The following is an 18,236-nucleotide window of genomic DNA, read 5'->3' as shown; positions in this document are numbered from 1 at the left end:
CGGGCCAGGCCGACCCGGCCGGAGGGTCAGCCCGCGTGCCGGACCTCGCTGTCCCAGATCTGCGCCCACGGCTGTCGCAGTCCCCGGCACACGAAGATGGGCAGGCCGTTCTCGTCGTTGTCGACCTCGACCCGCTGATCGATCCGGCCGGCCTCGGTGACCTCGGTGAACCAGTTCCGGAGCTGGTCGGGCCGGGCCCAGCCGACCGCGATGACCACGTCGGCGTCCGCCGGCGGCCGGCCGAATCCGGCCATGCTGTTGTGCCCGGAGTACGCCCGCGGCAGTCCCCGTTGCGGCCCGTACCGGGCCACCGCGCCCGCCTCGCCGTAGTTGCCGGTGAGGATCACCGCGCGCTGCTGCTGTTCCGGCGGCAGGCCGCGGTGGACGGCGGCGAGCGAGTCGGCGAACGCCGGCCAGCCGATGGTCTCGCCGGCGTCGTAGTTGACGTCGACCACGAAACCGGGCAGCCGGTCGGCGGGCAGGGTGGGCAGTAGCAGGATCGCGCTGCCGGCCACCGCCACGGCGGCGCCGGCGGCGAGCACCGCCCGCCGGGCTCGCACCGCGCCCCGGCCGGCCCACTCGGCGGTGACCACCGCTCCGGCGGCGGTGGCCACCAGCAGCAGCGGGGCGTCGTAGTAGCCCTTCCCGCCGGCGAGCAGCACGATCGCGAACACCACCAGCCAGGCCCAGCCGATCGCCCGGTACGCCCGCCAGGCCGGGCGGCGCAGCAGCGCCACCAGCCCGGCGATCCAGATCGGCACCGCGTACGGGCTGATGATGACCAGTTGCAGGGTGAGCGCGTCGACGCGACCGCTGTAGGAGCTGTCGCCACCGGCGATCTGGGAGGCCACGGACAGCTGGGGGAAGCCGTGCGCGGCCTGCCACACCAGGTACGGCGCGGCGAGCACGGCGACGATTCCAGCGGCGGCGTACACCCACCGGTCGCGCAGCAGCCGGCGTGGCCCGCCGAGGGCCACCCCGGCCAGCAGGCCCACGGCGAGCAGGCCGGGCAGCAGCTTGTTCAGCATGCCGAGGCCGAGCGTCAGGCCGACGCCGAGGGCCCAGCGGCTGTCGCCGGTGCGCAGCATCCGCACCGCGCACCAGGCGGCGGCGAGCCAGACCAGCAGGTCGACGGTGGTGGTGCTGAGCAGGTGGCCGGGGGCGAGCACGATCCCCGCGACGGCGCCGAGGAAGGCGGCGAAGAGCTGCGCGGCCCGGCCGCCGCCGAACTCCCGGGCGATCGCCGCGACCAGGACGACCGCCGCGCCGGCGATCAGCGCGGACGGCGTACGCAGCACCACCAGGTTGCCGGGCGCGATCGTGTCCGCCAGTCGGGCCAGGGCCGGCACCAGGGGGCCCTGGTCGACGTATCCCCAGTCGAGGTGGCGGCCGCAGAGCAGGAAGTAGAGCTCGTCACGGTGGTAGCCGTACCGGCCGGCGAGCAGCAGCAGGACGGCCGTGACGGCACCGCCGACCAGCCACGGCCCGCGGGTGGCCGGGCCGAGGGGCGGGGGCACGGTCGCGATGGGCTTCGACGGGGGCGCGTCGCGGTCGTCAAGGTCGGTGGCGGGTTCGACCATGCGTCCATGATGGGTGAATCCACCACCGCGCGGGGCCCCCGTCCGGGTGGCTGGCCGGTCACGGTTCGGGCACAGGTCCCGGAAGATTGACTTCCTCCCCACGCCTGAAGGCGGGGGGATTCCCGTGGCTGATCGGTGTTCATGTTGCGACCAGTTCGGGTGGTTGGCGTTTCGCAGACCGGGTAGCCCCGAGGTCTCCACGCCCTGTTACCGCCAGTCCGGCGGCGAGTATGTTCTTGGCCGCGTTGACGTCGGCGTGGTCCTGGTGTCCGCAGGCGACGCATCGGAAGACCGCTTGGCTCTCGCGGGATTCCGGAGCGATGTGCTTGCAGGCGTGGCAGGTTTGCGACGTGTACGCGGGGTTGACCTTTTCGATGTGTGCGCCGTGGTAGCGGGCGGCGTGTTCCAGCTTGAGTAGGAACCCACCCCAGCCCTTGGACAGGATGGCTCGATTCAGGCCGGCCTTCTGGCGCACGTTGCGGCCCGGCTGCTCGATGGTGCCCTTGGCACTGGCGGTCATGTTCTTGATCCGCAAGCCCTCGACCGCAACCAGGCCGTGATCGCGGACAACCTGTACGGCTTTCTGCGTGACGAAGTCGGCCCTCCGGTGCCGGATGCGGGCGTTGAGCCGGCTGATCTCGCCGCGCGTCTTCTCGCGGCGCTTCGATCCACGGTTGCGGCCATGCACGCGCAGCGACCGCGACAGGCGTTGCTGCAACCGCTTGAGTCTGGCCGCCTCGCCGGCAGTGACGAAAGCCCGATCGTCCAGGCCGCCGTCCGACGTGGCCACGGCGACGGCCACGCCCCGGTCGACGCCGATCGGCGGCTTGCCGTTCGGCGCGGCCTCTGCAACGCCGTCCTCGACGCAGAACGAGATGTACCATCGGCCCCCGTCGCGGGAGACCGTGGCGTTGCGGATGGTGCCGCCGAGCGGCTTGGTCCACCGAAACCGGACCGGCCCGAACTTCGGCAGCCGCACCTCACCCCACCGCCGGCTCAACCGACGAGCCATGATGTGCTTCGGGTCGGGGAACCGGAACGACGCAGCAGTGCGGGTCTTGGACCGCCACCGCACCTTCCACGTCCCATGCGCCTTGCATGCCTGCTCCAGGTCGCGCAGGGTCTGCTGCAACGTGTGCGACGGCGCCTCGGCCAGCCACGCGCAGGCCGGGTCCTTCTTCGCCTCGGCCATCTGCCGGGCCTGCTCGTTGTAGTTGATCCATGCGCCGCGGCGGCGGTACTCACGGCGCTGCTCCAGCGCCGTGTTCCACACCGCCCGGCAAGCGGCACCAACCTGTTCGGCGTAGGTTGCCTGCGACTCGGTGAACGCGAGCAAGTAGCGACGACCGATCAGCATCTACCGATCCTTCTGCTGCTCGACGTACCGCTTCACCGCCGCGAACGGCGCAGCGCCCTGGGCGGGTGGGATGCGCACCCGGCGCCCGTCGATGCCGAAGGTGGCGTGATGCCATCGCACCGGCATCAACCCCCGGCGACGACGCGGAAACCGCGCCGCCAGGTCACCATTCTTACGGCGTTTCGCCGCCGCGAACCACGCATCCGAAAACCGCCGCAACTCCGACTGGGCACCCGCGACATCCAACTCACCGAACGTGCCCGGCCCCGACCGGTGCTCGCCCGCCACATCGCGGTGGCCAGACAACTCCCGACGCAACGCCTGGTAGCCGGTCAACGGCATGTCGTGGCGGCGACGCCGCCATGCATTGATCTCCAACACGCACGCCCACACGTCACGGGCCGAGCGCAGCAACCCGAAACACCGCCGCCGCTGCCCAGCCGTCACCCGCACAGCGACACGCGCCGTGCGATACACGACCCGAGACGCGGCAGGATCCCGACGACGAGGCACGAACCAAACCCAACACCACCCGTACGACAAATTTCCGCAGCGACCAACCCGGCGAAACGTCGGTGGACACCGTCTAGCGTGCGCGGAATGCGGATTCGCGAGTTCACCGAGGCCGACTGGGCGCAGGTCTGGCCGATCGTCGAGGACGTCATCACCGCCGCGGAGACCTTCCCGTACGACCCCGCGTGGCCCGCGGAGGTCGCCCATGACGTGTGGGTGGAACGACCGCCTGGCCAGACGGTGGTCGCCGAGGAGGACGGCGCGATCCTCGGCACCGCCAAGATGGGCACCAACCGGCCCGGCCCGGGCTCGCACGTGGCCACGGCCAGCTTCATGGTCGCCGCCCACGCACGGGGTCGCGGCGTCGGCCGGGCCCTCGCCGAGTACGCCCTGGACTGGGGCCGCCGCCGGGGGTACGCCGCGATGCAGTTCAACGCGGTGGTGGAGACCAACGAGGCGGCGGTGGAGCTGTACCGGCGGCTCGGCTTCGCGGTGATCGGCACGGTGCCGGAGTCCTTCGCCCACCCCACCCTGGGCCGGGTGGGACTGCATGTCATGCATCGCCCGCTGTGACCGGTGCGCGACGATGGACGGATGAGAGCTGAGCCGATCGAGCTGGCCGCCGCCCTGGGGCGCTTCGACCAGCTGTGGAGTCCCCGTATCGTCGCCATCGTCAACGACTACGACGTGCGGATCGCGAAGGTGGCCGGAGAGCACGTCTGGCACTCCCACGACGACACCGACGAGTTCTTCCTGGTGCTCGACGGGGAGCTGCGGATCGCCCTGCGCGACGGCGCGGACGGCGCCGAGCGGGAGGTGGTGTTGCCGCGCGGCGCGGTGTTCGTGGTGCCGCGCGGGGTGGAGCACCGCCCGTTCGCGCCGGACGGCGCGTCGATCCTGATGTTCGAGCCGTCCGGCACGTCCAGTGTGGGGGACCGGCACGACGAGGTCCCCGCGCACGTGGACGCCACCACCGGGCACCGGCTGTGACCGGGCCGGTCAGCGCCCCGCCGGCGCCTGTTCCACGGGTGCGGTCGGGACGCTGACCGGCCAGCCCAGCCGGCGTACGCCGGGGACGGCGGCGGTGCCGGCGCAGGCGAGCAGCACCAGCGCACCGGCCACCGCGAGCGGCGCCGATGGCCCCCAGGCCCCGGCCGCGAGCGGTGCGAGGGCGTAGCCGATCGGCATGGCGCCCAGGGACATCAGCCAGTCGTACGAGGTGACCCGGGCCAGCACGTCGGGTGCGAACTGGCCCTGCACCACGGTCTCCCAGACCGGGTTGAGAAAGCCGAGCGCGACCAGCGCGAGGCAGTACGCGGTGATACTCGCCGGGGCGGGCGCGGCGACGGCGAGCAGGAGCAGCGGCGCGGCGTACGTGGCCAGGGCCAGGTTGCCCAGCAGCACTGGCCGGCGGGGACGTACCCGGGCCGCGAGCAGCGATCCGAGCAGCAGGCCGACCGCGCCGGCCTGCTGGAGCAGCACCCAGACGCCCTCCCCGCCGAGCCGGTCCACGGCGATCACCGGGCCGACGGTGAGCAGCACCGCCGCGGCACCGTTCCACACGCCGTGCGCGAGCAGGCTGCTCCAGTACCAGTCGCGGGAGCGGACCTCTCGCCAGCCCAGCACGAGGTCGGCGCGCAGCGACCGGTGCGGAACCGGCACGTGCCGGACCCGGATGACCGACAGCAGCGCGGCGCTGACCGCGAACGAGGCGGCGTCCAGCACGAACGCCCAACCCGGGCCCGCGGTCCAGATCAGCAGGCCGGCCAGGGCCGGGCCGGCGAGCCGGCTGGCGTTGGCGGTGACGCCCATCAGCGCGTTGGCCCGCTGGCGTCCTTCGACGTCGACGGTGCCGGCGACGAGCGGGGACGCGGTGGGGATGGCGAAGGCCGAGGCCGCACCGCCGACGGCGGAGGCCACCGCGAGGTGGGCCAGCGCGGGGGCGTCGCCGAGCAGTTCGACGCCGACGGCGAGTTGGGCGGCACAGCGCACCAGGTCGGTCACGATGGCCACGCGGCGGGCGTCGAAGCGGTCGGCGATCACGCCGCCGAGGGGGAGCAGCAGCAGCCGCGGCACCATCGCGCAGCCGAGCACCACGGCGAGGGAGCCGGCCGAGCCGGTGGCGCGGAGCACGGCCAGGGCCAGGGCGGTGGGGACGACGGCGTCACCGAGGGCGGAGACCGTACGGCCGAGGAAGAGCAGGCGGAAGGCGCGGAGCCGGAGGGCGTGTGTCACCTGGGCAGATTACTTCGACGTCTAATATTTCGACAACGAATATTTCGGTGACGGCGTACCGTGGGCGGGTGACCGACCGCGACCGCATCGACCAGCACGTGGCCCGCTGGCTGCCCGTCCTGCCCGACCTGGACCCCGACATCGAGGGCGCGGTCACCCGGATGTCGTTCCTCAGTCGGCACCTACGCGAGGTCAAGGACCGCGCCCTGGCGGACCTGGACCTCCAGGAGAAGGAGTACGGCACACTGCACGCCCTCGCCGGTCGGGGCGGCCGGGCCGCGCCGACGGAGATCGCCGGCGACCTGCGCATGGCGCCCGCCTCGATCACCGCCCGGGTGGATGCGCTGGTCCGCCGGGGCTTCGTCCGGCGAATTCCGTCCACCGTGGACCGGCGCCGGATCGACGTCGAGCTGACCGACGCGGGTCTGGCCGCCTGGCGACGCGCCATGGGGGTGGTCGGCGACGAGGAGCACCGAGTGCTCGGCGCCCTGACCCCGGACGAGCGGCGGCTGCTGTCGGACCTGCTGCGCCGCGTCACGCTGACCACCGAGCGTCCGCCGGCCGGGCCCTGACCAGGGAACAGTGTCGGTGGGCAGGTCTAGGGTGGCCGCAGACCAGTAGACGCAGTCCGGGGAGGCGGCAATGACCACGCTCACCGACCGACCGCACACCGCCCTGCTCGTCATCGACGTGCAGAACGGCGTCGTGGGGCACGCGTTCGACCGGGACCGGGTGATCGCGAACATCGCGGCCCTGGTCGATCGGGCGCGGACCGGCGACATCGAGGTCGTCTGGATCCAGCACAACAGCGACGACCTGCCCACGGGCAGCGAGAGCTGGCAGTACGTGCCCGAGCTCGTGCGGCGCGAGGCCGAGCCGCTGGTGCAGAAGGCGTACGGCGACTCCTTCGAGGAGACCGATCTGGAAGGGGTGCTCGCCGCGCGTGGCATCGGCCGGCTCATCGTCACCGGTGCGCAGACCGACGAGTGCATCCGCTCGACCCTGCACGGCGCGATCGCCCGCGGCTACGACGCGACGCTGGTCGGCGACGCCCACACGACCGAGGACCTCTCGGCCTACGGCGCGCCGCCGCCGGACAAGGTGATCGCCCACACCAACCTGTACTGGCGCTACCACAAGGCCCCCGGCCGGACCGCCGGCACGGTCGACACCGCCGACGTCGACTTCGCCGCGATCACCCGCGCCTGAGCGAGACCCGGTCGACGCGGGCCGGAAAACGCCTGGCCGCCCGAGGGGGCGGGCTGGCAGGCTGCCCCACATGACCGCACAGGCCCTTGCGGGCGCGCTCGCCGACGACCGGCGTCGTGCCGTGTTCGCCGCGATCGTGCTGGGTGCCGCGAACATTCCCGAGGTCGTGGCCCGTACCGGGCTGCCCGGGCGTGATGTCGCCAACGCCGTACGCCGGCTGGTGACCGCCGACGTGGTGACCGACGACGGCACCGGGCTGCGAATCGACGGGGACCGGCTGCGAGAGCTCGCCCGGGCGGGCGGCGCGGTATCTCCGCCACCGGCGGCGAACCCTCGGGAGGCGATCCTGCGCACCTTCCTCCGCGACGGGGTGCTGACCCGCCTGCCCGCCCAGCGGGCACGCCGCCGGGTGCTGCTCGAACACATCACCGAGCGTTCGTTCGAGCCCGGCGCACGGTATCCGGAGCGTGCCGTCGACGACGCGCTGCGGGCCTGGTGCGACAGCGGCGGAGCCGACCACGTGACCCTGCGCCGCTACCTGGTCGACGACCTGCTCCTCGCCCGCGACCACGGCGTCTACTGGCGGCCCTGACCGGAAAAGTCGTTGACCGTCCGGTGATGATCGGGCGGTGACGACCTGGACGACGTGCCTCACCCCGCCCGACGCCCCCGACGCGGCGGCCCTGCTGCGCGAGTACATGGCGGAGATGGTCCGCCGCTGGTACGGCCGTCCGGAGCGGCCGGAGGAGGTGACCGCGGCGCTGGCCGAGATGCCCAGCGACGACCTGGCCCCGCCCACCGGGCTGCTCCTGCTGGCCCGCCACGACGGGCGCCTCGCCGGCTGCGCCGGGCTGCGCCGGCATCCCGACTGGGCGGAACTCACCCGGGTCTACGTTCGTCCGGCGCACCGCGGCACCGGCGGTGGCGCCGCCCTGCTCGCCGCCGCCGAGGCGCACGCCCGGGCGGCCGGGGCCGACCGGATCCGGCTGGACACCCGCGCCGACCTGGTCGAGGCCCGCGCCCTCTACGCCCGCCACGGCTACGTCGAGATCCCCGCCTTCAACGAGGGTCCGTACGCCCAGCACTGGTTCGAGAAGCTGCTGCCGGCCCTGGTCGACGACGCCGTCGCCCGGCGCTGAACGGGAGCCGAAGACGCCGAAGGAGATCAGCGCCGGAGATCAGGGCCCGGTGGGGACGCCGGGTAGAGCCGGGCCAGGGCGTGGGCGGTCGCCGTCAGCCGTTCCCGCAGCTCGGCCGGCGCCAGCACCTCCACCTCCGCGCCGAGCTTGAGCAGCTCGGTGTGGGCGTGCTTCACCGACTCGATCGGCACGCTGGTCTCCAGCCACCCGTGCTCGTCCGGTTCGCCGGCCGCCGCCCGGGCCGCCCGGCTCATCTCCGGCGGGAAGACGTACGACGCGTACTCCAGCGCGGCCACCGTCATCCGGACCCGGGCCTGTGCGCGGTAGACGTCCCGTTCGTACCGCGCGGTCCACTCCTGCCAGTACGCGGCCAGGTCGAAGTCGGCGGGCCGCTCGTACCGCTCGTCGTGCACCTCCACGTCGAGCACCGCGGCGACCCGGTAGGTGCGAAGCTGCTCGCCACACCGGGCCACCAGGTACCAGCGGCCCGCCTTGAGCACCACACCGAGCGGCGCGACCACCCGGGTCACCTCGCGCGGGGCCCGCCAGCGCCGGTAGCGCATCTCCACCAGCCGCTCCTCCCACACCGCCCGGGCCAGCGCGGCCAGGTGCGGGGTGGGTTCGGGGTGCCGGAACCAGCCCGGCGCGTCCAGGTGGAACCGCTGCCGCACCCGGCCGCCCCGGTCGGCCAGCTCGTCGGGGAGCGCGGCCAGCAGCTTCAGCTCGGCGGCGGCCATCACCGGCCCGAGGCCCAGCTCGGCGGCCGGGCCGGGCATCCCGGCCAGGAACAGCGCCTCCGCCTCCGGCGCCGTCAGCCCGGTCAGCCGGGTCCGGTAGCCCTCCAGCAGCCGGTACCCGCCGGCCGGGCCGCGGTCGGCGTACACCGGCACGCCGGCGGCGCCGAGCGACTCGACATCCCGGTAGACGGTCCGCACGGAGACCTCCAGGGCGTCGGCGAGCTCCTGGGCGGTCATCCGCCCCCGCGTCTGCAGGAGCAGCAGCAGGGAGACCAGGCGGCTGGCACGCACCCGCCGACGGTAACCCGGGCGGAAAACCGGTCGCCGCGAGGCCCGCCGGCTGGCAGAGTCGGCGCCGACAGCGACGCCGACCCGCAGGAGTCGACCGACAGATGTGATCCGCGAGGACGCGGCCGGGCGCACCGCCCCGCCGCCACGGTCACCGACCGCCGCCGCACCGGCCGCGGTCCCGCCCGTCGTCCCGCGGAGGATCACCCGTGTTGAAAGCCGTCTCGGTCAGCAAGTCCTACGATGCCAAACCCCTCTTCACCGACCTCGACCTGATCGTCAAGGCCGGCGACTGGGCCGGCCTGGTCGTGCGCGGCGGCGACCGCATCCTGCTCGTGGGCAAGCCCAGATCCGGAATTTGGCATCCGTCACAGCATCGACGCCGACCGCTGCGCAAGACCCGCAACATGTTGCGGAAATCCCTTACGCCGCAACGATTCGGGCCGTGGGGTGGACGCTGGCGCGGACGCTGCGGGTGATCGGGGCCACGTACCTGGCCGAGGCGGTGGGCTTCAGCCGGCGCTGGTGGATCGCCGACGGCCGGCTGGCGGAGACGACGGTGTGAGGTTCGTCGGGTCCGGTCGGGCGCGCCTCGTCGCCATTCACCCCGCCGGCTGAGAGCCTTTCTCACATGCTGCGTCCCGAGGTCCTGCCCCGCAGGTCGGCCCGCCCCGCCCTGCGCGGCGGGCCGACCGACTTCACCGAGGCCTGGCTGCGCAACCGGCGGCTCTCCGAGCACACCCGCGACGCGTACCGGCGGGACGTCGCGGGCTGGCTGAGCTGGTGCGCCGGACGCGGCCTCGACCCGCTGCGGGCCACCTTCCTCGACGTCAACGCCTACGGCCGCGAACTGGAGTCCACACTGGGCGTACGCAGCGGCCGGCCGCTCACCCCGGCCACCGTCGCCCGCCGGCTGTCCGCCCTGTCCAGCTGGTACGACTTCCTGGCGAAGCTGCGCGCGGTCGAGGCCAACCCGGTCACCGCCGCAGACCGCCCCCGGATCGACCGCGACCACTCGGGCACCGTCGGCCTGACCCCGGAAGAGGTCGACGCGTTGCTCGCCGCCGCCGACGCGGACACCGGCCCGACGGCCGCCCGTAACCGGGCCACCATCGCCCTGCTGGCCGACCTGGGGCTACGGGTCGGCGAGCTGATCTCGCTGGACCTGACCGACCTGGGCGCCGAACGGGGGCACCGCAGCATCCGGTTCGTCGGCAAGGGCGGCAAGGTTCGCCGCCGCGCGCTCACCCCCGGCACCGCGTACGTGGTGGACGCCTACCTGGCCGCGCGGGCCGCCGCGCGGCAGGTGACCGTGCCCGAGCTGACCGGTCCGCTGCTGGTCACCGCCACCGGCGCCCGGCTGGACCGGCACTCGGTGTTCCGGCTGGTCCGCCGGCTCGCCCAGGCCGCCGGCATCCCGGCCTGGGCGAAGCTGTCCCCGCACTCACTGCGACACGCCTTCGCCACCACCGCCCGCGCCGAGGGGGTGCCGCTGGAGGACGTCCAGGACGCCATGGGGCACGCGGATCCGCGCACCACCCGCCGCTACGACCGCGACCGGCACAACCTCGACCGCGACCCGGCGTACGTCATCTGGGCCGCCCGGGCCCGCCGCAGCACCTGATTTCCCCTGCCGGAGTGGGCACTCCGGCAACATCTGCGGGGCGCCGACTCAGGCGTCCGCCGACCGGCCCGCCGGGCGGACAGCCGCGCGGCGAGCCGGTGCCGCCTCAGCCCTGCTGGCGAGGGCAGATGCAGAACGGCTGCCCGATCGGGTCGACCAGCACCGTCCACCGCTCGCCGCCCGGCTGGAACTCCGGCCTCGTGGCGCCGGCCGCCACGAACTCCTTCTCGGCGACGGTCACGTCGTCGACGTGCAGGTCCAGGTGGTAGCGCTTGCCGGCGGTCTCGTCCGGCCAGGCCGGCGGCACGTACCCGGGCACCAGGCCGAAGCCGATCGAGGTCCCGTCCTTGCTGATCATGGCGTATTCGGCCTGGCTGTGGGTGACCTCCCAGCCGAGGACACGGGAGTAGAACCCGGCGTGGGCGACCGGGTCGGAACTGTCGAGGTTGACCATCGCGAGGTCGGCGTGCATCGTCATGTCGCCCAGTCTCGCCACGGAACCTGACATCTTGTGGCAGGTACCTGGGCCGGTTTTCAGCAGAGCAGCTCCAGCTGCCGGTGGGCCTCGGCGGCGATGTCCTCGTGGCGCAGCCAGCGCCGCGCCCAGAGCCGGGCGGCCGCCTCGGCCTGCTCGTCGCCCCACGCCGCGTGCTCCACCAGCAGCGCGGCGGCCAGCGCGTACGCCGCCCGCAGCGCCAGGCCGCGGGCACCGGCCACCACCTCGACCGCCGCCGGGTCGGCGGTTACCTCGGCCAGGTGTTCGCGCAGCTCGCCGGTGACCGCGGCCAGGGTGTCGGCCAGGGCGGGGGAGAGCGGTCGGGCCAGGTCGACGGCGGCGGCGAGCCGGCGCAGCAGCGGGGCGCCGGCATCCTCGCGGGCCACCGCGCGCAGCACGTCCAGGGCGAGCAGGTTGGTGGTGCCCTCCCAGATCGGCAGCACCTGCGCGTCGCGCAGCAGCCGCGGCACCCCGGTGTCCTCGACGTAGCCGGCCCCGCCGAACGCCTCCACGTACTCGCTGGCGGAGGAGACGGCCAGCCGCCCGGTGGCGAGTTTGGCCAACGGCGCCACCACCCGCAGCTCGGCGGCGGCCTCCGGGTCGGCGCCCACCTCCACCCGCCCGAGCAGCGCGAACGCGTGCCCGGCCAGGGCGAACGCGCCGGCCGCGTCGACCGCGAGCGTGCCCAGGGTGGCGCGGTGCAGCGGCGACTCGGCCAGCCGGCCGCCGGCGACCTGCCGGGCCTCGGCGTACGCCCGGGCGTAGGCCAGCCCGCGTCGCATGCCGGCGGCGGCGGCTGACGCGTTGTGCACCCGGGCCACCCGCACCAGGGTCATCGCCCGGACCAGCCCGGGCACGGCGGGGTCACCCAGCGGCAGCGCGTACGCGTCGCGCAGCCCGATCTCGGCGGTGGGCAGCGCCCAGGTGCCCAGCTTGTCCTTGAGCCGGTGCACGATGACGCCGGGCGCCGGCGCGTCCGGCGCCACGGTGGCCCCGGCCAGCGGCGAGTCGGCGGCGTAGCGGGGCACCAGGAACGGCGCGAGCATCCGGCTGCCCCGGCCGGCGCCGTCGGGGCGGGCCAGGGCCACCGCCATCGGCGCGTCGGCGGCCGAGCAGAACCACTTCTCCCCGGTCAGCCGCCATGATCCGTCGGCGGCGGGTCGGCCGATGGTGCTGGCGCGGGACAGGTCGGAGCCGCCCTGCGACTCGGTCATCCACTGCCCGCTGACGATGGCGATGTCCGGATCGGTGGAGATCAGGCGGGGTAGCCAGGCGTCGCGGACACTCCCGTCGACGTCGGGGTGGCTGAGCAGCGTGGCGGCGCCGTCGGCCATGGCCACCGGGCAGGAGAAGGTCGCCGACTCCGGGCCGAACAGGTGCAGCAGGGCGTGCTGGACCACTCGGGCGGCGGCCCCCCAGGTGGCGCGGGCGGACTCCAGGTAGGGCAGCGCCACCACGGCGTGCCGGGCGGCGGCGGCCCGCTGGATCTGCCAGCCGGCGGAGGTGTCGATCCGGTCGACGCGGGCGCCCCACGGGTCGTAGCGGACCAGGGTGGGCGGGTGCGCCTCGGCGTCGGCGTGCGCGGCCCGCAGCGGCCCGGCCACGTCGGCGGCCAGGTCGGCCAGCCGTCCCTTCACCGCGGCGTGCCCGGCCGGGCCGAGGTGCCGCTCCAGCCAGGACCGCAGCAGCGGGTCACCGGCGTACGGGTCGTCGGGAATCGGTGCCGGCTGCACATAGCGGGTCATCCGTCGCTCCTTCCAGGCCGTGCGCCGACCGTAGACGATTCCGCACGGGCAGCGACAGGGGCGATGTGCCTGCGAGGGCATGGACCGGGCGCATACGGTCGAAGGTGATGGGTGGCAATCAGGCGTGGACCCGGCCGGCCCGGCCTCGCCAGGCGGTGCGTACCGGCCTGGTGCTGGGCGGTTTCACGGTGGGGCTGTGCCTGATCGGGGTGGCCGGCCTCGCGTTGTGGAACCTGCAGGTGGTGATGCAGGCCAACGGCCCGGTGCGGGAGACCGCCGACACGTTTCTGCACGCCGTCGCCGCCGACGAGACCGACAAGGCGTACGAGAAGCTGTGCCGGCAGGCAAAGAGCAAGTGGAGCGCGGGCGGCTTCGGCAGCTGGGTACGCACCCCGCCGCAGGTACGCGGCTACGAGATCACCGACGTGTCGGTCGCCACCTCGGCGGGCCGCCCGCGCGGCACGGTCACCGCCCGGCTGACCCGCGACGGCGGCGACAGCGAGGAGCGCAAGCTCCCGGTGGTGCAGGAGAACGGGAAGTGGCGGGTCTGCGGCGACCCGTTCTGATCAGGCGCGGAGGCGGAGGCGGCGTTCAGTCGCGCGGGCCGAGGTCGCCCGAGCGGTAGTGCCGGCGGCAGAGCACCTGGTAGCGCACGTCGGCGGTGTCGACGGTGTCACCGATGACGACCTGTTCGCCCTCCCGGGCCACCCGCCCGTCGACGACCCGGGCGTTGAGCAGCCCTTCCCGCCCGCACCAGCAGAGCACCTCGACCTGGATGCGGGCCACCTCGTCGGCGAGTTCGAACAGCCGCTGCGCGGCCGGGAACAGGCAGGACCGGAAGTCGGTGGCCAGGCCGAACGCGTACACGTCGACGTCGTAGTTGTCGACCAGGTCGGCCATCTGCTCGACGTGGTCCAGGTTGTAGAAGGACGCCTCGTCGCAGATCAGGTAGTCGACGCGTACCCCGTCGGTGAGCGCGTCGCGCACCAGGTCGCGCAGGTCGAGGTCGTCGGTGACCTCGATGGCGGAGTGGGCCAGGCCGATCCGGGTGGTGACCTGCGGGCCGAGCGAACGGTCGATGCGGGTGGTGACCAGGCCGCGGCGGCCCTGCCGCGCGTGGTTGTAGTTCATCTGCAGGGCCATCGTGGACTTGCCGCAGTCCATCGGTCCCCAGAAGAACTTCAACGCGGCGGCGTGCAACGGCCGCCCGTCGACGCCGCGGACGGCGACGCAGCCGCCCGCACGGTCGTCGCCCGGGTCCGGGAGGGGTCGGGCCAGGCAGATCGGGGCGGCGGCGTCGTCGGTCACGTCGGGGCAGCCTAGTCGATCGACCGACCCCGATCAGGCCGGTGCGCGGACCGGCGCTACAGCACCCGGGGCGGAGTGTTGCCGGCGGCGAGGATGGCGCGGCGGATCGGCACGGCGGCCAGCAGCACGAACCCGACCACGAAGAAGATCAGCAAGGAGACCACGCCCACCCGGTACGAGGCGGTGAGCTGGAACACCAGCCCGAAGGCGAGCGGCCCGAGCCAGCTGGTGCCCTTGTCACTGATCTCGTAGAAGCCGTAGTACTCGCCCTCCTTGCCGGCGGGGATGAGCTGACTGAACAGCGACCGGCTCAGCGCCTGGCTGCCGCCGAGCACCAGGCCGATCGCCGCGCCGAGAATCATGAACGGCACCGGCGCCTCGGCGGGCAGCCAGAACGCCCCGAGGATCACTCCGGTCCAGAGCACCAGGCTGAGCAGCACGGACTTCCAGGCGCCGATGCGGCGGGCGAGCGCGCCGAGGGCCAGGGCGCCGCCGAAGGCGAGGAACTGCACCAGCAGGATCGTGACGATCAGGGTGCTCTGCTCCAGCTTCAGCTCCTGGGTGCCGTACTGGCTGGCCATGGTGATGACGGTCTGGATGCCGTCGTTGTAGACCAGGAAGGCGAGCAGGAAGAACAGCGTCAGCGGGTACGCCCTGATCTCGCGCAGGGTGCGGCCGAGCTGCCGGAACCCGTCGGTGAGCACGTTGCCGCCGCCGGCGGGCAGCGCCTCGGCGGTGGGGTGCTCGCGCAGCCAGCGCAGCGGCAGCAGGGTGAACGCCGCCCACCACACCCCGGCCGACACGATCGACCAGCGGGCCAGGTCCATGGTGCGCTGCGGATTGCCATCCTCGCTGAGCATGCTGACGGCGACCAGGTTCAGCGCGAGCAGCAGCCCGCCACCGAGGTAGCCGATGGCCCAGCCGCGGCTGGAGATGGTGTCGCGCTCGTCGGGGCCGCCGAGTTGGGGCAGGAACGAGTTGTAGACCACGATGGCCGCGCCGAAGGAGATGTTGGCGATCAGGAACAGCGCCCCGCCGAGCAGGTAGCGGTCACCGGTGACGAAGGCGAACCCGATGGTCGCCCCGGCGCCGATGAACGCGGCGAGGGCCAGCAGCCGCTTCTTGTGCGCCGACCGGTCGGCGATCGCCCCGACGATCGGCAGCACGAACACGGTGAGGAACACCGACAGCGAGATCAGGTACGGGTAGAAGGAGCCGGCGGCGACGCGGATGCCCAGCGGGTGGACGTACCCGGTGCAGCTGTCGGCGCCCAGTTCGCAGCCGGCGGCCAGCTCGGTGACCGTGGTGAGGAACGGGCCGAGGAAGACGGTGATCACCGTGGTCTGGAAGGCGGAGTTCGCCCAGTCGTAGAAGTACCAGCCGGTGCGTTCGCGGCGGGTGCTGCCCGGGCCAGCGGGCTCGGCGACGGCGGGGGCGACCGTTTCGGCCATCGGGGTCCTCTGACTCAGGCGGCCCAGTGGCCGCGGCTGCGGTAGACGTCGCGGAGCACGCCGACGTGATCGGTCATGATGCCATCCACACCGAGATCAAGTAAGTGGTGCATCTCGGCAGGCTCGTCGATGGTCCAGACGTGCACCTGCAACCCGATCCGGTGGCAGTACGCGAGGAACCGCTGGTCGACCACCGGGATGCGCCCGTACCGGACGGGGACCTGGGCGGCGACCACGGACGGGGGCAGCCGCAGCGATCGGCCGTGCAGGGAGGCCATCCGCAGCCGGGCCACCCCGCGCATGCCGAGGCTGGTGGCGACCTTGGGTCCGGCCAGGGCCCGCAACCGGGTCAGCCGGGCGTCGCTGAACGAGGCGAGGAGCACCCGGTCGCCGGCGCCGGCCCGGTTGATGGTGTCCAGGGTCGGGTCGACGCCGCCGTCGGCCTTGACGTCGATGTTGAACCGGACCTCCGGCCAGGCGGCGAGCACCTCGTCGAGGCGGGGGACGACGGCGGCTCCGCCGACGCGTACCGAGGCCAGGTCGGCCCAGCGCAGGTCGGCGATGCGCCCCCGTTCGCCGGTGACCCGGTGCAGGGTGGCGTCGTGGAAGATCACCGCCACGCCGTCGGCGGTGGCGTGCACGTCGGTCTCCACGTACCGGTAGCCCAGGGCGACGGCGCGGGCGAACGCGGCGGCGGTGTTCTCGTCGCCGTCGGCCGCGCCGCCGCGGTGGGCGAACGCCAGCGGCCCGGGGGCGTCGAGATAGCCGAAGCGGGGCAGCACGCCGGAAGTATGCCGGGCGCGGGTGGCGGCCGGGTGACCGGCCGACGTCCAATCATCAAACTTCCCTATCGCTCCCTATCGTGCGTATGATTGGGAACGATGAGTAGTGACATGTACTCGGTCGAGCAGGTAGCCGAGCTGCTCGACCTGCACCCGCGCACCGTGCGCGGCTACATCCGCGCCGGTCGGCTGCGGGCGGTGCGGATCGGCAAGCAGTACCGGATCGCCCGGGCCGACCTCGACGCGTTGACCGGCCGGCCCGCCCCGGCGCCACCCACCGGCGCTGCCGCGCTGGAGGTGTCGAGCATCGTGCAGGTCGACGGCGTCGACCGCGCCGCGGCCGACCGGCTCGCCACGTTGGTGCTCACGAGCGCCAACACCAACCACGACCCCGCGCGCCCGCTGCGCGTGCAGACCGTCTACGACGAGGAGCGCCACCGCATGAAGCTCGTGATCCTGGGTGACGTCGCCGCGACCGCCGACCTGCTGCACCTGGTCGACGCGGTCCTGCGCGGCGACAACGGCCTGCTCGCGCGGGGGGTACGCAATGCCTGACCTGATCCAGGAGCGGGCCGGGGTGCCGGTGCTGGTCTGCGACCCGACCGGGCCGCGGGTGGCCACCACCGGGCAGGCCCTCGACCTGATCGGCGCGGCCTTCGCCGGCGCCGAGGTGGTCGCCGTACCCGCGGACCGGCTCGATCCCAGCTTCTTCTCCCTGGGCACCCGCTTCGCCGGGGAGATCATGCAGAAGTTCGTCAACTACCGGCTGCGGCTGGTCGTCGTCGGGGACATCACCGCGCATCTCGCGGCAAGTTCGGCGCTGCGAGCCCTCGTCACCGAATCCAACCGCGCCGACCACGTCTGGTTCGTGCCCGACCTCGACGCCCTCGACGAACGGCTGCGCGCCACGGCCTGACCCCGCGCCGGTCAGCGCTCCGGCAGCCCGCGGCGGTGCGAGCGGGCCGTGTCGACCGGGCGGCCGGGGTCGACGTGGCGGGGCCGGTCCGGCTCGTCGGGACGCAGCGGCACCAGATTGCCGGTGATCGCGTCGATGATCCGGTCGGTGGCCCGCCGGGCCGCCCCGGGCGTGCCGGGATGCAGGTCGCGCAGGGCCACCGGGGCGCCGAAGTGCACCCGGATCACCGGCCGGCGCACGATCGCCCGGGCGACGGCGCGCACCATGCCCTTGGGTGCCCGGTAGGGCAGCACCTCGTGGGAGCCCCACTGGGCCACCGGGACGACGGGCGCGCCGCTGGCGAAGGCGAGCCGGGCGGCCCCGGTCTTGCCCCGCTCGGGCCACATCCCGGGGTCCAGGCCGATCCGCCCCTCCGGGTAGAGCAGCACCACCGAACCGCTGGCCACCGCCGCGGCGGCGGTGGCCAGCGCCTGGTGCACCGAGCTGGTGCCCCGGTCGACGCGGATGTGTCCGGCCCGGCGCATCAGCGGTCCGACCACGGGGGCACGGAACAGCCCGCCGGTGGCCATGATCCGCGGAGCGACGCCGCGGACCCGGCACGCGGCGGTGAGCACCACGGGGTCGAACGGGCTGATGTGGTTGGCGGCCAGGATCAGCGGTCCGTGGCGCAGCTCGGCCGGCACGGTGCCGCTGACCTCGAGGCGTCCCAGCAGGCCGACGACGGCGCGGGCGAGCAGCTGCGCGGCGCGCCACAGCACTGGCGCCCGCCAAGGGGTGGTCGGCGTGTTCATCGTGTGCTGGATGGTCGCACGCGTCCGGGTGGGCGGGTGACCCGATCCCGGGCCGAGCGGCAGAG

22 protein-coding genes are annotated in these 18,236 nt (G+C 73.7%); 11 read left to right on the top strand and 11 right to left on the bottom strand.

The window, feature by feature from the left end:
• Window positions 1-26: 26 nt before the first annotated feature.
• The 3 genes from ACNAVT_RS20560 to ACNAVT_RS20550 all read right to left on the bottom strand — a co-directional run bounded on the left by ACNAVT_RS20560 (window position 27) and on the right by ACNAVT_RS20550 (window position 3,351).
• Entirely contained in the window at window positions 27-1,580 is a 1,554-nt protein-coding gene (locus tag ACNAVT_RS20560) for an ArnT family glycosyltransferase (protein WP_416298557.1), read from the bottom strand.
• Window positions 1,581-1,719: 139 nt separating this feature from the next.
• The gene (locus ACNAVT_RS20555) at window positions 1,720-2,937 is read right to left on the bottom strand and encodes an RNA-guided endonuclease InsQ/TnpB family protein (protein ID WP_416298556.1); all 1,218 of its coding nucleotides are present in this window, start codon (window positions 2,935-2,937) and stop codon (window positions 1,720-1,722) included.
• Window positions 2,938-3,351 (bottom strand): hypothetical protein, encoded by a 414-nt coding sequence (locus ACNAVT_RS20550; RefSeq protein WP_416298555.1) that lies wholly within the window; start codon window positions 3,349-3,351, stop codon window positions 2,938-2,940.
• Window positions 3,352-3,537: 186 nt separating this feature from the next.
• Between ACNAVT_RS20550 and ACNAVT_RS20545 the strand changes: the two genes are divergently transcribed.
• On the top strand, window positions 3,538-4,023 hold the full coding sequence (locus ACNAVT_RS20545; protein WP_416298553.1) for a GNAT family N-acetyltransferase: 486 nt from the start codon (window positions 3,538-3,540) through the stop codon (window positions 4,021-4,023).
• A gap of 21 nt (window positions 4,024-4,044) precedes the next feature.
• Window positions 4,045-4,440, top strand: coding sequence for a cupin domain-containing protein (locus tag ACNAVT_RS20540; protein WP_416298551.1), 396 nt, complete (start codon window positions 4,045-4,047; stop codon window positions 4,438-4,440).
• Window positions 4,441-4,449: 9 nt separating this feature from the next.
• Here ACNAVT_RS20540 and ACNAVT_RS20535 read toward each other — a convergent pair whose 3' ends face one another.
• Window positions 4,450-5,685 (bottom strand): MFS transporter, encoded by a 1,236-nt coding sequence (locus tag ACNAVT_RS20535; RefSeq protein WP_416298549.1) that lies wholly within the window; start codon window positions 5,683-5,685, stop codon window positions 4,450-4,452.
• Window positions 5,686-5,753: 68 nt separating this feature from the next.
• Here ACNAVT_RS20535 and ACNAVT_RS20530 point away from each other — a divergent pair, with 68 nt between their 5' ends.
• The 4 genes from ACNAVT_RS20530 to ACNAVT_RS20515 all read left to right on the top strand — a co-directional run bounded on the left by ACNAVT_RS20530 (window position 5,754) and on the right by ACNAVT_RS20515 (window position 8,033).
• Window positions 5,754-6,257: a MarR family winged helix-turn-helix transcriptional regulator gene (locus tag ACNAVT_RS20530; RefSeq protein ID WP_416298547.1), complete on the top strand. Its 504-nt coding sequence runs from the start codon at window positions 5,754-5,756 to the stop codon at window positions 6,255-6,257.
• A 70-nt stretch (window positions 6,258-6,327) separates the two neighbouring features.
• Window positions 6,328-6,894, top strand: coding sequence for an isochorismatase family protein (locus tag ACNAVT_RS20525; RefSeq protein ID WP_416298545.1), 567 nt, complete (start codon window positions 6,328-6,330; stop codon window positions 6,892-6,894).
• 70 nt (window positions 6,895-6,964) lie between these two features.
• Window positions 6,965-7,486 (top strand): DUF2087 domain-containing protein, encoded by a 522-nt coding sequence (locus ACNAVT_RS20520; protein ID WP_416298544.1) that lies wholly within the window; start codon window positions 6,965-6,967, stop codon window positions 7,484-7,486.
• A gap of 37 nt (window positions 7,487-7,523) precedes the next feature.
• Window positions 7,524-8,033 (top strand): GNAT family N-acetyltransferase, encoded by a 510-nt coding sequence (locus ACNAVT_RS20515; protein ID WP_416298542.1) that lies wholly within the window; start codon window positions 7,524-7,526, stop codon window positions 8,031-8,033.
• A gap of 26 nt (window positions 8,034-8,059) precedes the next feature.
• Here the strand turns inward: ACNAVT_RS20515 and ACNAVT_RS20510 are convergent, their stop codons facing one another.
• Window positions 8,060-9,061 (bottom strand): helix-turn-helix transcriptional regulator, encoded by a 1,002-nt coding sequence (locus ACNAVT_RS20510; protein ID WP_416298540.1) that lies wholly within the window; start codon window positions 9,059-9,061, stop codon window positions 8,060-8,062.
• Window positions 9,062-9,267: 206 nt separating this feature from the next.
• On the opposite strand from ACNAVT_RS20510, the gene ACNAVT_RS20505 reads away from it, so the two are divergent.
• Both ACNAVT_RS20505 and ACNAVT_RS20500 read left to right on the top strand, forming a co-directional pair.
• Window positions 9,268-9,537 carry a hypothetical protein gene (locus ACNAVT_RS20505; RefSeq protein WP_416298538.1) on the top strand — a complete coding sequence of 90 codons (270 nt, stop codon included), beginning with the start codon at window positions 9,268-9,270 and terminating at the stop codon, window positions 9,535-9,537.
• 152 nt (window positions 9,538-9,689) lie between these two features.
• A complete protein-coding gene (locus tag ACNAVT_RS20500) occupies window positions 9,690-10,682 on the top strand; it encodes a tyrosine-type recombinase/integrase (RefSeq protein WP_416298536.1) in 993 nt (330 codons plus the stop codon).
• A 106-nt stretch (window positions 10,683-10,788) separates the two neighbouring features.
• Here ACNAVT_RS20500 and ACNAVT_RS20495 read toward each other — a convergent pair whose 3' ends face one another.
• Both ACNAVT_RS20495 and ACNAVT_RS20490 read right to left on the bottom strand, forming a co-directional pair.
• The gene (locus tag ACNAVT_RS20495) at window positions 10,789-11,160 is read right to left on the bottom strand and encodes a VOC family protein (protein WP_416298535.1); all 372 of its coding nucleotides are present in this window, start codon (window positions 11,158-11,160) and stop codon (window positions 10,789-10,791) included.
• 56 nt (window positions 11,161-11,216) lie between these two features.
• Window positions 11,217-12,923: an acyl-CoA dehydrogenase family protein gene (locus ACNAVT_RS20490; RefSeq protein ID WP_416298533.1), complete on the bottom strand. Its 1,707-nt coding sequence runs from the start codon at window positions 12,921-12,923 to the stop codon at window positions 11,217-11,219.
• A gap of 107 nt (window positions 12,924-13,030) precedes the next feature.
• Here ACNAVT_RS20490 and ACNAVT_RS20485 point away from each other — a divergent pair, with 107 nt between their 5' ends.
• Window positions 13,031-13,489: a hypothetical protein gene (locus tag ACNAVT_RS20485; protein ID WP_416298531.1), complete on the top strand. Its 459-nt coding sequence runs from the start codon at window positions 13,031-13,033 to the stop codon at window positions 13,487-13,489.
• Window positions 13,490-13,514: 25 nt separating this feature from the next.
• On the opposite strand, the gene ACNAVT_RS20480 is transcribed toward ACNAVT_RS20485, so the two are convergent.
• The 3 genes from ACNAVT_RS20480 to ACNAVT_RS20470 are packed head-to-tail and all read right to left on the bottom strand — an operon-like array spanning window position 13,515 to window position 16,464.
• Window positions 13,515-14,231 (bottom strand): thymidine kinase, encoded by a 717-nt coding sequence (locus tag ACNAVT_RS20480; protein ID WP_416298529.1) that lies wholly within the window; start codon window positions 14,229-14,231, stop codon window positions 13,515-13,517.
• 56 nt (window positions 14,232-14,287) lie between these two features.
• Window positions 14,288-15,682 carry an MFS transporter gene (locus tag ACNAVT_RS20475; protein WP_416298527.1) on the bottom strand — a complete coding sequence of 465 codons (1,395 nt, stop codon included), beginning with the start codon at window positions 15,680-15,682 and terminating at the stop codon, window positions 14,288-14,290.
• A 14-nt stretch (window positions 15,683-15,696) separates the two neighbouring features.
• A complete protein-coding gene (locus tag ACNAVT_RS20470; RefSeq protein WP_416298525.1) occupies window positions 15,697-16,464 on the bottom strand; it encodes a glycerophosphodiester phosphodiesterase in 768 nt (255 codons plus the stop codon).
• Between the two features lie 99 nt (window positions 16,465-16,563).
• On the opposite strand from ACNAVT_RS20470, the gene ACNAVT_RS20465 reads away from it, so the two are divergent.
• Both ACNAVT_RS20465 and ACNAVT_RS20460 read left to right on the top strand, forming a co-directional pair.
• Window positions 16,564-17,019 carry a helix-turn-helix domain-containing protein gene (locus ACNAVT_RS20465; RefSeq protein ID WP_416298523.1) on the top strand — a complete coding sequence of 152 codons (456 nt, stop codon included), beginning with the start codon at window positions 16,564-16,566 and terminating at the stop codon, window positions 17,017-17,019.
• Window positions 17,012-17,380 (top strand): DUF4180 domain-containing protein, encoded by a 369-nt coding sequence (locus ACNAVT_RS20460; protein ID WP_416298521.1) that lies wholly within the window; start codon window positions 17,012-17,014, stop codon window positions 17,378-17,380. The genes ACNAVT_RS20465 and ACNAVT_RS20460 overlap by 8 nt, the downstream gene beginning before the upstream one ends.
• Before the next feature lie 11 nt (window positions 17,381-17,391).
• On the opposite strand, the gene ACNAVT_RS20455 is transcribed toward ACNAVT_RS20460, so the two are convergent.
• Window positions 17,392-18,171 carry a lysophospholipid acyltransferase family protein gene (locus ACNAVT_RS20455; protein WP_416298520.1) on the bottom strand — a complete coding sequence of 260 codons (780 nt, stop codon included), beginning with the start codon at window positions 18,169-18,171 and terminating at the stop codon, window positions 17,392-17,394.
• Window positions 18,172-18,236: the final 65 nt, after the last annotated feature.

The organism is Micromonospora sp. SL4-19 (assembly GCF_047921475.1).
Lineage (GTDB): Bacteria > Actinomycetota > Actinomycetes > Mycobacteriales > Micromonosporaceae > Micromonospora.
This window is presented reverse-complemented; position numbering and strand designations above follow the sequence as displayed.

Excerpts from the sequence above, each read along its gene's own strand:
- ACNAVT_RS20455 (WP_416298520.1), bottom strand. The coding sequence starts at position 18,171 with ATGAACACGCCGACCACCCCTTGGCGGGCGCCAGTGCTGTGGCGCGCC.
- ACNAVT_RS20545 (WP_416298553.1), top strand. The coding sequence starts at position 3,538 with ATGCGGATTCGCGAGTTCACCGAGGCCGACTGGGCGCAGGTCTGGCCG.
- ACNAVT_RS20485 (WP_416298531.1), top strand. The coding sequence starts at position 13,031 with ATGGGTGGCAATCAGGCGTGGACCCGGCCGGCCCGGCCTCGCCAGGCG.
- ACNAVT_RS20525 (WP_416298545.1), top strand. The coding sequence starts at position 6,328 with ATGACCACGCTCACCGACCGACCGCACACCGCCCTGCTCGTCATCGAC.
- ACNAVT_RS20500 (WP_416298536.1), top strand. The coding sequence starts at position 9,690 with ATGCTGCGTCCCGAGGTCCTGCCCCGCAGGTCGGCCCGCCCCGCCCTG.
- ACNAVT_RS20520 (WP_416298544.1), top strand. The coding sequence starts at position 6,965 with ATGACCGCACAGGCCCTTGCGGGCGCGCTCGCCGACGACCGGCGTCGT.
- ACNAVT_RS20465 (WP_416298523.1), top strand. The coding sequence starts at position 16,564 with ATGAGTAGTGACATGTACTCGGTCGAGCAGGTAGCCGAGCTGCTCGAC.
- ACNAVT_RS20555 (WP_416298556.1), bottom strand. The coding sequence starts at position 2,937 with ATGCTGATCGGTCGTCGCTACTTGCTCGCGTTCACCGAGTCGCAGGCA.
- ACNAVT_RS20560 (WP_416298557.1), bottom strand. The coding sequence starts at position 1,580 with ATGGTCGAACCCGCCACCGACCTTGACGACCGCGACGCGCCCCCGTCG.
- ACNAVT_RS20540 (WP_416298551.1), top strand. The coding sequence starts at position 4,045 with ATGAGAGCTGAGCCGATCGAGCTGGCCGCCGCCCTGGGGCGCTTCGAC.
- ACNAVT_RS20490 (WP_416298533.1), bottom strand. The coding sequence starts at position 12,923 with ATGACCCGCTATGTGCAGCCGGCACCGATTCCCGACGACCCGTACGCC.
- ACNAVT_RS20460 (WP_416298521.1), top strand. The coding sequence starts at position 17,012 with ATGCCTGACCTGATCCAGGAGCGGGCCGGGGTGCCGGTGCTGGTCTGC.
- ACNAVT_RS20495 (WP_416298535.1), bottom strand. The coding sequence starts at position 11,160 with ATGACGATGCACGCCGACCTCGCGATGGTCAACCTCGACAGTTCCGAC.
- ACNAVT_RS20475 (WP_416298527.1), bottom strand. The coding sequence starts at position 15,682 with ATGGCCGAAACGGTCGCCCCCGCCGTCGCCGAGCCCGCTGGCCCGGGC.